Genomic DNA, 12,431 nt, shown 5'->3' with positions numbered 1-12,431 from the left:
GTTAGTTTTTTTAATTAATAAAAAGGGTACTCAAGATAAAATTCTTAACTCCTCGAATTCAAATCGGTTTTGATTTACTATTGAAAAATTAAGAAATTTAATATCATAGGGTTACGGCTAGTTGCAATTAGCGAGCCTTCCATTCTTCAAGAATAGGTTCTTCTCTTGCTAAAACAGATTTTGGGTCTGATTCAACCTTCTCTCTTTGCTCCTCAGAAACGGCATCAGAAGTCCACCAGTCATAAGTGTCTTTTACAGTCTTTGCTAATGGTGTAAATGATAAACCATTTACTATTGCTTTTTCATTGTTAACTTTGGCTGAGCCTTTGTTTTTCTCTGTGGGCATAATCCAAGGTACGATATGGTATATATTTTTCTCTTTTAGAAAATCGTAATCATCAATTTTAACTAATGAATTATCGGTAGAAAATGCCTTTTTAGCTTCTTCAACAAAAGAATACATATTCTGTTGCTCTTTAGGGCCAACGGCATTAAATGTACCTGTATTTTTATTTTCAATTAAGCGGATCATCCATTCTGCCACATCTCTAACATCCATATATTGTACCATGTCATCCGCTTTTCCTGGCACTAAAACCTCTCCTCCTTTGCTCAATCGTATTGGCCAATGTATAAATCTGTTAGACTTGTCTGCTGGTCCTATCATATAGGTCGGTCTTACAACAATGGTTCTATCTTTACCGAACTGATTTATTGCCTCAAGCTCAGAATTGGCTTTCATGACTCCATACCAATATTCTAATTTCTCTTCTTCTGCAACAGCTTCAGGTTCTTTTAATAAAACCTGGTCAGTCTCTTTGTAATTGCTTTTTAAATATGGATAATAAACTCCTGTTGATGAAGTATAGAGATACAAATCACAGTTTTCTTTTAATAGTTCGGCTGATCTTTTGGTCCATTCTGCATTACGTCCAGAGTTGTCTATGACAGCATCCCATTTACGATTCTGCAACGCTGTTAAATTATCTTCTCTGTCTCCAATAAGTTGTTCAACATTTTTAAAGAGGTCTTTATGGACTGTAGGCTCTGTTTTTCCCCTTGTGAAAGTGGAAATGGAATGCCCTCTTTCTATCGAATAAGCGATTTGATGTGGGCCTAAAAAACTTGTTCCGCCTAGAATAAGAATTCTCAATCCTTTTTTCTTGGTTGCTGGTAAGGATTTTTCTTTTTTCTCTTCGTTACCAGATATACAACTACTTAAACCAGTTAATAATAATGGAACAGCAATACCTGCCTTTGCACCAGTTTTAATGAACTCTCGTCTTGATGTACTGTTTTTCATAATTTTTAATATGTTGACGTATCGATATTAGTTTTAATGAACGTTATCAGTTATTTTCTTTTCTAAGCGGTTAATTATCTGATCATTATAATCAATCAAAGTTCTGAGTCTACCTAAGGAATTTGACATATACTCAAATTCATTTATCATTGCTTGATAGAAATTCTCATCGTCCAATAATTTATCTGGATCCGATTGGTACATAGTACTCCACTTTTCATCTCCACTTCGTTTTACAAATAGTTTCTTTAAAACACCTCTTTTTATAGCCTCCTCTTCAGATTTTTTGAATTTTGGAAGGTATTCATCTTCAATCGTTTCCATGAACTTAACCATTCTTGGTAAATTTTGTGTGTAGTATTTATTGATAGTTTTAAGAAGCTCCTTATTGGACATTTTATTAATACCAAGCGCCACTATATTTTCATACGGACTTTTGTCGTAGGTAAAACGGATTTTTTGCCTAGCAATGCCCATTAATCCACCGAATGATTTACCAGGTAAGAGCCCATTTTTTTCTCTTAAGTCTAAGATTTTTTGAATTGCACTATCCTTGTCCATTAAGCGTTTTTCAAGCATCTTAAAAGTGCTTTTGTCGTTTTTTAATGATATCAGCATTTCATCTAATATTTGCTGTTCTATTATTCTATCCTTTTGTGTCTCATTCCAATTATTAATCTGAAGGGCAATTAAGATCCCAATCACAACAAGAATAATCTCCCCAATGGCATACTTAAAATATCTTCCAGTTTTATTTTCACTCATAAGGGTGTAGCGTATCTTTCTAAAGAATTTTATCATTGGTTAGCGGTTAGTTATAATGAAACACAAAAGTTATTGTGTTTTCGTTTTTTAATTCACGATTAATCCACGTTGTTTATGCTAGGATAAACCGTCTCTAATTGATTTTTAAGACTTTCAATTTGCCTAATAGCTATTTTAATTCTCTGCACGAAAGGGGCATTAGAGCCTCTAACACTATGAATGATATTGGCAAATTTTAAGTCTGAGAGCAGGTCATGGTAGTCAACCTTACTTTCTGTTTTTTTTCCAATAATTATATTGTTGAAATTTTCAGTTGAATAATTGTCTATCAAATAAGGTTGTAGTAATTGGTGATAATTTTCATCGTTCTGCTTGTAATATTCCATTAGCGTAATGTACATATCATTAAGTGAAAGCATAGAATTAATTAACGAGGGTGATTTTTTGAACTCAAAATTTTCTAAAGAAATTATCCTTTGAAATTTACTTTGCTTTAATTTAAAGTTACTAAATGCTATAATATAGATTAATGTACTGTCAAATTCTCGGTTTGTGAGTTTTACATTATCAGAGTCTATTAACGATATGACTTCTATTATTTTTTTATCTCTGTTTTCCCATAAGGCTAACTGATTTTTAACCGAAATTAGGTTTTCATTCAATTCAATATATAATTCCTTTGCAATAGTTGTTTCTTTTTTATTCAGTTTTTGAAGTTCGTTCCAATTGTTAATTTGTAAGGCAATCAAAATCCCAATAACTACAAGGACAATTTCCCCAATTGCATATATCAGATATTTTTTGGTTTTATTTTCACTCATAAGGGTGTAGCGTATCTTTCTAAAGAATTTAATCATTGGCTTTTATGCTTATAAAAACATTTTGGATAAGACGAGATATATCTATAATCTTAAAATAAGTGTTCAGGTTAGGGTTGTATGTAATACTGATTTAGAACTAAAGGTAGTAAAATCGAGAAGATTTTACGATAGACAGTTTGAATGTAATGAGTTTATTATGTTTATAATAACTCAATGTGTAAAGACAGTTTTTACATATTCAAGTGTAGAATTAAAAGCGGTAGTCCTTTTATTTCACCTACCAGATCATCAACATTCGTTTCATCTTGCTAACAGTAATACTTATAAATACTCCGATTACTGAAGCCACATAATTGAATGCAATATCTACTATATCGAACACTCGATACGGTATAATATACTGGATGCATTCGTCTAAAAGACCAACGGTACCAGCACCCAAAATTGAGATTAAGACAGGCGTTTTGACATATACTCCATTACTTTTTCTTTCAGTTAAAGCCTCATATATTAATAATGAAAGTAATCCGTATTCAAACATATGGGAACGCTCAGAGGTCTTAATATCCATCCTTAATATAGCCATACCATAAACTGCAATCACCCCAGCATAAATCCAATACTCTAGTCTTTTGTCAGAATGTTTCAATCCGCTAACTATGAAGGCAAAAATTAACAGAAGGAATAAATAAAACATACTTTCTTCTATTATTCGTCGGCGAATCATTAAATCCAAAATTTGACCTCCCAAGAAGAGAGTTGCATAGATTGCAACTAAAACTATTAACGCCACAATCCATAATTTCCGTTCCTTTTTTGATGTAACTTTAATCACTATCGGGTTCTACAGATTCTTTTTCGACAGGAAAGTAGTTTTTTGTGTTAGACTCTATTACGTCCTTTAGGTTCATTAGGTTGGTATCCTCTTGGGATTTAAATGAACTGCCAACCAATGCTATAAATGATTTAGAAAACATGCCATTTCCTTTAACGGTAGTATGCGACGTAATTTTTGTTTTTCCGTTGAGAGCAGTCATGTTTAGTTTGTAATCCATATCCATAAAGTCTGTCTCAAACAGCATTTCTATAGATTCGTTTGGCTTTAAGTCTGTAATGGTTTCTTTAATGGTCATCTCTTGCCCATCAGTAATAAAATAGACGTTTGATACAGATCCGACAGTGCCTTTTTGGCCACTGACATGTTCAACGTTTTGAAATCCATCCATCCATTCTGCCATTTTGCTCTCGTCTTGCATTACTTGCCATGATTCTTCTAAAGGTTTATCGACCACTATTTCACTGTCATAAGAGATGTCTGGCTTAAGAACACCAATAAGTAAAAATATAATTAACAATATGGCTAAAGTTCCGAGTATGTATTTTAAATATTTCATAAGTCTGATTTTTGGTTGTTAGTTTTTATTTTTGATTTGCCACTTTTTCTGATTCTATGCGTATAAACTCAGGCAAGTAACTTGGTGTACAATTTTTAGGAACAACTTCATCTTTGTACAGACCAGTATTTTTGCCAATTGCTATACATCTATTGCGATATTTTTCCTGCCATTTTCCTATTTGACCTGCTGTGTAGTTCATGGCCCACTGTACTTCTGGTTCTTCATTTAGCAGGTTAGTTTCAATCACAGTCAATAATTCTTCTGTATTTGAGTGGTTTGTGTTTCCCATCCATCTTAACCTTGCTTGATAATACCAAAAGACTCTCCGTAATAAAGGTGATGAATGTTCTTGCCAAGATTGAATACGTGTAATCAATTTTTTGTCTTTAGATAATTGATTTGCCATCAACCAGTCAATTAGGTGAATGCGCTCTTCATAGCCGTGCTTCTTAATGTCGTTATCTAATTGGTCAATCACCTCTTCATTGAGACATTTTTTATCCATTATCAAAATCGCTAACTGACGAGGTAGAAATTCTTCTGTTGACCAAAGATCCATTGCTAATTCATGATCTTTTTTTATTTCCTTGGCAATTTTTCTCAAATCTCCCAGTTTGGTTGATTCATTGTCAATTTGATTATAGATATTATATGCTTTTGAAGAAAGATTCATTTGTTTTATTGTATTAAACATCTGTGTTTCGTTATAGAAAAAAATCGAACGGACGTTCCTATCTAAACCAAAGATAGTAAAGAAGTTATAAATTTAGGGTAGCAGATTACAGCTAATTATAGATGAATAGCGTTCAATTTTTAAAGTTGAAATAAATGTTCAACGATTACTTGTGCAGCAACCTCACTTCCTTTTTTTGAAGGGTGAAATCCATCAGGACCGTAATATTGCTTATCGTCTGTGGTATCAATATAGTTTTTCCATACCTCACCAACGGGTAACAAGATGGCGCTGTTAATGTCTGCGGCGTCTCTATGATTTTTTATTACACCATCAAACGTGTAAAAATAATTTAGAGATGGCCAAACTGTAAAGTAACACAGCTTGGTATCGTATAATGCACATAAATTGGATATTTTTTGACCGTCTTCAATAAGCATTTTACGACCTTCACTTTGAGATGATGGTCCTTGTTGTATAATAACATAATCATATGTTTTGCTTACAATTAGTTTTTGGATTTTTCCGTCATTCCAATGGTCAATGATAGCATAGTTTGGATATGCAATCATTTTGGTCTTTATTTTTATGCCCTTACGCTTGGCATACTTCTTAACAAGTTGAGGTAAATCGTTGGTATAAGTTAGACTGTTTCCTACAAACAAAATATTGAATTCTGTTTTGTCATTCTTAACAACATCTTCCTGACCATTTATATTTGAATAAACACTAACAGACAGTATTAATAGTAAAATAAATTTCTTCATGGTATAATTCATCCCAAATTATATCTAGACCTTACTTTTTTTAACGCATTTCCAGAATGAGCTTAGGTGTTGCTAACGGTAGTTTTTAATATATTCTACAACTAATGAATCCGTTTTTTTAACTAAGTCATTTGTGAATAATGTATTCCGATTCATAAATATCGCTATTGTCAAAGGCTTGTCTAAATACCTTTTGGTAAACGTATTTGTGCCAAACCAACCCCCAGAATGTGATGCAGTACTATCAGTAACGCCCCAACCCATTGCATAATAACTTTCAACGCCATTGTTTATCTCTGTGGAACTAGGTTTAAATATTATATCGTGAGTTTTTTCAGAAAGGATAGTTTTATTTCTTAATGCTAGATCATACTGGAAATAATCGTTTACACTCGTATATACTCCACCAGCTCCTAAAAGGCCATTTAAAAAATGACCATCCACTTTTGTCCAATTTCCTAAACTGTCTTTTTCATAACAAAATGCTCTTTCTTCAATTTCAATTGGCTTTGCAAGATTGAAAAAATTCGTTTTTTTCATTCCAGCTTTATCGAATACATTATTTTTTGCAAATTCTGCAAATTCTTCTTCACTCACTTTCTCAACAATGGAAGGGATGAGCTCATATATTCCGTTATTGTATTGATATTTTTCTCCTGGTTTTGTAATTGTGCGGTTTCCTTTGGAATACCATTCTAAAACATTTTTATTCTCTGCTATTTTTGTGGAATCCCATTCTGTAAAAAATGCTTCTTCGGCATCTGCTTCTCCAGAAGTATGATTTATTAGTTGTTCAATTGTGGTTCCATCTTTAAAAGTTTCTACTGGGAAAATTGAATAAACAGAATCACTCAATGATATTTTTCCTTCATCGACAAGTTTTAGAACGGTCAAAGCTGTAAATTGTTTACTGACAGAACCCATTCTCATATTTGTATTTTTTGTAATTGGTTTTTTTTCTTCTAGGTCTCTTAATCCAAAACCCTTTCCTATTATCATTTCACCATCATAAGCAACAAGTAGTGCTGCTCCTGGTTCATTTTCTCCAATATGAGAATTGAAGAGTGAATCAATACTTGTCTGTAGTTGTTCTAATTCTAGAGAATTAAATTCTATTTTTTTATCAGAGGGTGATTTACAAGAAACAAAAATGATTAGTAGTACTATTACTGTGTTTTTCATATTGGTTGGTTTTAATTACCGCTAACAATTGGCTGAACATAATATGTTTAGCTGCATTATATACACACAAAAAAGGTGCATTTATTTCCTAAATATAAGAAATAAACACACCTTTCTTAATTACTTTTTTTGTTGTTATTGATCTAAACCTTCTTGCTTAGGATTCAATAATACTGGGTCACCAAAACCAAGCTGTTTTAATTTTTCTAATTGCGTAGCTGCATCTCCCACTACCATATAAATCATTTGACCCGGTTTAATATAGCGCTGAGCCAAAAGTTTCATGTCATCAACGGTCATTGCCTTTACTATGGCTTCTCGTTGCTTGGCATAATCATCTGTAAAACCATAGGCGCTGATATTGGTGAGCATGTTTAATTTTGCACCTAAAGTTTCAAAAGCCCTAGCATTACTTTTTATGGTAAAGCCTTTGGTCACTGCTAAATCTGTGGAGTCGTAGTTTTTGCCATAGTTTTCCATAATGTCTTTCACCAAAGCAGAGGACTCATAAGTGACATTAGAGCGTACACCGCTACTGATTGTAAATTCACCTTGTAAATCCGAGCCACTAAAACGTGATCGAATACCATAGGTATAACCTTTACCTTCTCGTAATTGTTGCGTCAGTTGTGAAGCAAAACTACCTCCTCCCAAACGGTAATTCATTACTGTAGCTGGGTAATAATCCGCATCAGTGACCTTTAATGCAGGGTACCCAAATTGTAGCACCGATTGTTTGGCGTTTGGTACATCATAAAAATACACCTTAGACATGTCAACTTGTGGTAACGGTGGTAATTCTGGGATGCTAATAGCTTTGGCTGGCCACTTTTCATTTAATTGAGCTAAAGTATTAACAACGTTATCTTCTGAAATAGCTCCAACGACCTGCACCGTAGTTAATGTCGGACTCAAATAGCTGTTGTAATAATGTTCAATATCAGAGATTTGAATAGTTTCTACAGATGCCTCAGTACCGCTGTTATTATACGCCAATATGTTGTTTTCGCCATAAAGGATTTTATCAAACTCAGTATTAGCAATCGCATTAGGATTGGCTTTTTGGCGCTGAATACTACTAATGGTGCTCTTTTTTAGTAAGTCGAACTCTGTTTCGTCCCATCGTGGTTCGAGAAGTATTTCTTCGACGATGGCCATAGTTTTATCAAAGTTTTTAGCCAAGGTATTACCGCTGATAATAATAAATTCATCACCTGCATAAGCATTGATATTGGCTCCAAGAAGCGCAATTTCATTTTCGAGTTCTTCGGGGGTTTTGGTTTTGGTGCCTTTTGTAATGAGGTTAGCAAGAAGATTAGAGACTCCAACTTTGTCTTTGTTCTCAAAGAGCAAACCGCCATCCATTCTTATTTCGAACTGAACTAATGGTACTTCGTCATTTTCAATACCAAGCACACTTAACCCAGAACTTAATTGGCGTTTCCATACTTGTGGAACGGCAAGGTCTGGACTTTCTCCATAAGGTGGTTCGATAGTTCTGTCAAAGCTAGAAGGTGTTCGTTCATATTCTGCAGCAACAGAAGCATCAAACGATTCTTCAGCTCCTTCTACGATTTCTTCTTCTACAACATCTGCCAATGCTGAATTATCTAGTATTAAATGGGCTTGTCCTTTAGGGACAAAACTGGTGGCTACAAAGTTTTTGTCTTTAATATACGAATTGTAAACACGCATCACATCTTCTTTGGTCACGGCTAAAATATTCTGAACATCTTCATTGATAAAGCCTGGGTCGCCAGCAAATATTTCGTATTGTGCTAATTGAAAGCCTTTACCTAAAACGCTAGAAAGCCCATTATAGAAATTTGTTTCTTGTCCGGCTTTAATACGTGCCAAATCTTGATCCGAAATACCATTGATTTCAAAATTCTCAAACCCTTCTTTAATTGCTGAACTGACATCATTAAGATTAATTTGATTAAATGCGGTGACTTGTAATAGTAATTGTCCTGCCAATTCTGAGCTGTATTGATACATATTGACATCACTAGTCAATTCTTGGTCTTCAACTAAAACTTTATACAAAGGCGCAGATTTGCCTTCCGTTAAATATTCGGAAAGGACACTCAAAGCGTATGAGTCTGGGTGATATTGATGCACTGCAGGCCAAGCCATGGTTAATCGCGGAGCTCTTGCAAAATTGTCTTCATAATACAAACGTTTTGAGTTTTTGAGTGTGGCAGGTTGCTTTTCAAGTGTTGCAATTTCCTCACCAGCAGGAATCTCATCAAAATATTTTTTCACCCAAGCTTTGGTTTGCTCAACATCAATATCTCCAGCAATGGTTAACGTCACATTATTTGGCACATACCACCGGTTGTAAAAATCTTTGACGTCTTGTAGCGTTGCATTTTGTAAATCTTCAAGCGAACCAATAACAGTATGGTGATACGGATGCCCTTCGGGATATAGATTTTGATCGATTACCATGGAATTATGACCGTAAGGACGATTATCAACAGATTGTCGCTTTTCGTTTTTAACCACTTGTTTTTCCTTCGCCAATACGGGTTCTGTCACGGTATTAATAAAGTAGCCTAGCTTGTCTGCTTCAGCCCATATCATTTTCTCTAGAGCATCTTTAGGTACAGTTTGAAAGTAATTGGTACGATCTCGACTTGTAGAGCCATTGGCTCCAGAACCGCCAATACGTGCACTCATTTTATCCAGTCCGCCTTTTCCCAAATTTTCGGACTCTAAAAACAATAAATGTTCAAATAAATGAGCAAAACCTGTTCGGCCTTGTTTTTCTCTTGCCGAACCCACATGAGCAGTCAGTGCAACAGCCACAACAGGATCGGATCTATCGACATGAAGTATGACTTGGAGTCCATTATCTAAAGTAAATTTTTCGTAATCGACTTTAAATTCTTGGGCTACTTCTTTAGGTTCGTCTTTACAAGATGTTACAAAAAGAGATAGTGTCAATGCTAAAAAGCAAAATTTTAAGATTTTCATGGTTTTATAGTATTTGATTGATGTTTTATAGTTCAAACGCATTATTATTCACAAAGAAGATAGAATTGACTAAAAAGAGTTTTCCGTTTTCCCAGAAACTTCTAAACATAACATCGTCCACAAAATAGATAAAACTACCGCTACCCTTACGCTCTTCACCAAAAACAAGAGTATCATCTAATTTTTTAAGTGCACGCTGGCCAGCAAAACCAGAATACACCTTTGTGTTATCGAGATGAGCTACATTGTAGCCTCCATCTAAAAGGCCATACGCAGAACTACCCAGTTTTAAAGTGAAATAGTGGTCGTCATAACCAAAGGCCATTGGATGCGTGTTGTCTACTTTAGTTTTAAAAATGGCTCCTGTAATAAGATCATTGGCGTACTCTCGCTCTCGTTCTGCATAAGAAATAAGATGTTGTTTTGAATCCTTCTCTTCAGCATCCTCTTCGTCCTTTTTAGGCTCGAGACTAAAGCCTTCTTTTCCTGAAAAAGCACTTAGTGCTCTGTCAATGGCAATAACTTTTCCACCACTCTGAACCCACTCGTTGAGCTTTTTCATGTTATTGTCATTCAATACACTTCCGTAGTATCCACTTGGTAGTATCAGAACATTGTATTTGTCTAGATTGGTGCGTCCAAAATCATCTGTATGTATCGATGTTACAGGGTATTTTAACTGTTGTTCAAAGAAATGCCAAAGTGCACCGTAGCTTAAAGATGACGTACCTTCACCCGAAAGTATAGCGATTTTCTGGGGATTTATGAGTTTAATATCTGGCGAACCGATATCTGGTGTCGTTGTAGAAAACCCAGAATTGATAATATCTAGGATTCTGTTTTCAGTTCTGACCACCGAATTCAATGTTCCTAAAAAATCAGAGAGATGAGCATTATCTCCTTTAGTGATAATTAAAGAGCCTCTGTCAAAATTTTTACCGTTGCTAGTAAATGGTTTTTCGGTAAAACGTACTCTTATATCTGCCTTTAACAAAGCTGCTAAAAATTGCCCATCTTTTAAACTTTTCCATTGGCTTACATACCCATAAGCCGCTGGTAGCATTGTGGGCATTTTTCCTTCAATTGAATTTAATGTGTTAACATTCGAGGTGCTTGCAATGGCGTTGAGGCCATAAGCATAAGGAATGGACCAGGCTGTGATATCGTAAGTCAACGAATCACTTAGCTTTGCGTCTGGTTCAAACAATACTTTAACCATTTTGCCTTTTGGTTGATTGCTTGATACCACTAAATCCTTTGAACTAGCATTTAAACTGCCTTGCTTTCCTGTTTTGTAATCATATCCAGAAACTTTTCCGATTGAAGCATTGCCGTATTTTATCTCATGTTTGTCTAACAAAACTTTTAAGCTTTCAATTTTATCAGCGTTGCCTTGAAGTACATAACTTTTATATTTTAAGTTTGAATTATCAAAAAACTTAGAAAATTCAGAATTCAGTGTTTCTGCATTTTGAGAAGAAATTTCAACCGTTGAAAGTCCAGTTGTTGTATGATGGGTTAAACGCTCAACTAATGTTAGTACATGCCCCTCATCATTTAATATGCCTAGGCCAGCTCGGCCATGTCCGCCTTGCTCGTAAGTCATACCAATGGCTCCCATATAAGTAGGGTAAGTGTCCCCATAACTTGGGTAAAACAGATCGAAGCGTTCTCTGGTAAAAAACAACCAGCCTTCTTTATCGAAATACTTAGCGTGGTTTTTACCGATTTGAGTTTGAAAATCACGCTGCCAATCTGTAATGATTTCATGAAACGGTTCTGCAGCCGGAGCAAAATAATAGGGTTCATTGATGCCTTGTTCATGGAAATCGACATGGATATGTGGCATCCATTTATTATAAGCCTTTAGTCGAGATGTGCTTTCTACTTGTGTCGCCCATGCCCAATCTCTATTTAAATCAAACAGATAATGGTTTGGTCGTCCACCTGGCCATGGCTCATTATGCTCGCTGGCTTGAGGGTCAATATCATAAGGACTACTTGCTGTTTCATTAAACCAATTGACATAACGATCCCGTCCATCAGGATTAATACAAGGATCGATAATCACCAACGTATTTTCTAACCATTCTTGATTTTCTGTAAGTAACTTATAAATGGTCAGCATCGAGGCTTCTGTACTTGATGCTTCGTTACCGTGTACATTATAGCTTAACCAAACCACAGCAATTGAAGTGTCACTTGGACTCCCTTCAATTAAACCAGCATTTTTTAAATGATTGGTTCTAATGGCTTCAATGTTATTTAGGTTTTCTGCGGAAGAAATATAAGCCAAGTAGAGAGGACGTCTTTCATTAGTTTCCCCATACTGTTCTAATTTAACATTATTAGGCATCTCCCTTTCAACATGCTTAAAATAGTCTACAACTTGATGATGGCGACTAAATTGAGTGCCGATATCATAGCCTAAAAAATCTGAAGGTGATTTTAAATTTTGAGCTGTACTTAAAGTTACAGTACAGAAGAGAACGAATAGAAAACATGTTAGTTTTTGCATGAGTATTAATGTTGGTTTTAAAGGTT

10 protein-coding genes are annotated in these 12,431 nt (G+C 34.9%); all 10 read right to left on the bottom strand.

Annotated features, from left to right (window positions below; genetic code table 11):
• Positions 1-127 precede the first annotated feature (127 nt).
• The 10 genes from ACFEMA_RS11145 to ACFEMA_RS11100 all read right to left on the bottom strand — a co-directional run bounded on the left by ACFEMA_RS11145 (position 128) and on the right by ACFEMA_RS11100 (position 12,405).
• Complete coding sequence (locus tag ACFEMA_RS11145; RefSeq protein WP_411768279.1) at positions 128-1,303, bottom strand: NAD-dependent epimerase/dehydratase family protein; 1,176 nt, start codon at positions 1,301-1,303, stop codon at positions 128-130.
• 33 nt (positions 1,304-1,336) lie between these two features.
• Positions 1,337-2,104: a DUF6090 family protein gene (locus ACFEMA_RS11140; RefSeq protein ID WP_411768278.1), complete on the bottom strand. Its 768-nt coding sequence runs from the start codon at positions 2,102-2,104 to the stop codon at positions 1,337-1,339.
• A 62-nt stretch (positions 2,105-2,166) separates the two neighbouring features.
• Positions 2,167-2,925 (bottom strand): hypothetical protein, encoded by a 759-nt coding sequence (locus ACFEMA_RS11135; RefSeq protein ID WP_411768277.1) that lies wholly within the window; start codon positions 2,923-2,925, stop codon positions 2,167-2,169.
• A gap of 241 nt (positions 2,926-3,166) precedes the next feature.
• Positions 3,167-3,586, bottom strand: a complete 420-nt coding sequence (locus ACFEMA_RS11130) for a VanZ family protein (protein WP_411768431.1) — start codon at positions 3,584-3,586, stop codon at positions 3,167-3,169.
• Positions 3,587-3,716: 130 nt separating this feature from the next.
• The gene (locus ACFEMA_RS11125) at positions 3,717-4,283 is read right to left on the bottom strand and encodes an SRPBCC family protein (protein WP_411768276.1); all 567 of its coding nucleotides are present in this window, start codon (positions 4,281-4,283) and stop codon (positions 3,717-3,719) included.
• A gap of 25 nt (positions 4,284-4,308) precedes the next feature.
• Positions 4,309-4,980: a DNA alkylation repair protein gene (locus ACFEMA_RS11120; RefSeq protein WP_411768275.1), complete on the bottom strand. Its 672-nt coding sequence runs from the start codon at positions 4,978-4,980 to the stop codon at positions 4,309-4,311.
• 119 nt (positions 4,981-5,099) lie between these two features.
• Positions 5,100-5,726 (bottom strand): SGNH/GDSL hydrolase family protein, encoded by a 627-nt coding sequence (locus tag ACFEMA_RS11115; RefSeq protein ID WP_411768274.1) that lies wholly within the window; start codon positions 5,724-5,726, stop codon positions 5,100-5,102.
• Positions 5,727-5,798: 72 nt separating this feature from the next.
• Positions 5,799-6,908 carry a serine hydrolase domain-containing protein gene (locus ACFEMA_RS11110; protein WP_411768273.1) on the bottom strand — a complete coding sequence of 370 codons (1,110 nt, stop codon included), beginning with the start codon at positions 6,906-6,908 and terminating at the stop codon, positions 5,799-5,801.
• Positions 6,909-7,043: 135 nt separating this feature from the next.
• Complete coding sequence (locus ACFEMA_RS11105; RefSeq protein WP_411768272.1) at positions 7,044-9,887, bottom strand: M16 family metallopeptidase; 2,844 nt, start codon at positions 9,885-9,887, stop codon at positions 7,044-7,046.
• A gap of 25 nt (positions 9,888-9,912) precedes the next feature.
• A complete protein-coding gene (locus ACFEMA_RS11100) occupies positions 9,913-12,405 on the bottom strand; it encodes a M14 family metallopeptidase (protein WP_411768271.1) in 2,493 nt (830 codons plus the stop codon).
• Positions 12,406-12,431 lie beyond the last annotated feature (26 nt).

Source organism: Winogradskyella sp. A3E31 (assembly GCF_046720935.1).
Lineage (GTDB): Bacteria > Bacteroidota > Bacteroidia > Flavobacteriales > Flavobacteriaceae > Winogradskyella.
This window is presented reverse-complemented; position numbering and strand designations above follow the sequence as displayed.

Excerpts from the sequence above, each read along its gene's own strand:
- ACFEMA_RS11135 (WP_411768277.1), bottom strand. The coding sequence starts at position 2,925 with ATGATTAAATTCTTTAGAAAGATACGCTACACCCTTATGAGTGAAAAT.
- ACFEMA_RS11115 (WP_411768274.1), bottom strand. The coding sequence starts at position 5,726 with ATGAAGAAATTTATTTTACTATTAATACTGTCTGTTAGTGTTTATTCA.
- ACFEMA_RS11140 (WP_411768278.1), bottom strand. The coding sequence starts at position 2,104 with ATGATAAAATTCTTTAGAAAGATACGCTACACCCTTATGAGTGAAAAT.
- ACFEMA_RS11110 (WP_411768273.1), bottom strand. The coding sequence starts at position 6,908 with ATGAAAAACACAGTAATAGTACTACTAATCATTTTTGTTTCTTGTAAA.
- ACFEMA_RS11120 (WP_411768275.1), bottom strand. The coding sequence starts at position 4,980 with ATGTTTAATACAATAAAACAAATGAATCTTTCTTCAAAAGCATATAAT.
- ACFEMA_RS11105 (WP_411768272.1), bottom strand. The coding sequence starts at position 9,887 with ATGAAAATCTTAAAATTTTGCTTTTTAGCATTGACACTATCTCTTTTT.
- ACFEMA_RS11130 (WP_411768431.1), bottom strand. The coding sequence starts at position 3,586 with ATGTTTTATTTATTCCTTCTGTTAATTTTTGCCTTCATAGTTAGCGGA.
- ACFEMA_RS11100 (WP_411768271.1), bottom strand. The coding sequence starts at position 12,405 with ATGCAAAAACTAACATGTTTTCTATTCGTTCTCTTCTGTACTGTAACT.
- ACFEMA_RS11145 (WP_411768279.1), bottom strand. The coding sequence starts at position 1,303 with ATGAAAAACAGTACATCAAGACGAGAGTTCATTAAAACTGGTGCAAAG.
- ACFEMA_RS11125 (WP_411768276.1), bottom strand. The coding sequence starts at position 4,283 with ATGAAATATTTAAAATACATACTCGGAACTTTAGCCATATTGTTAATT.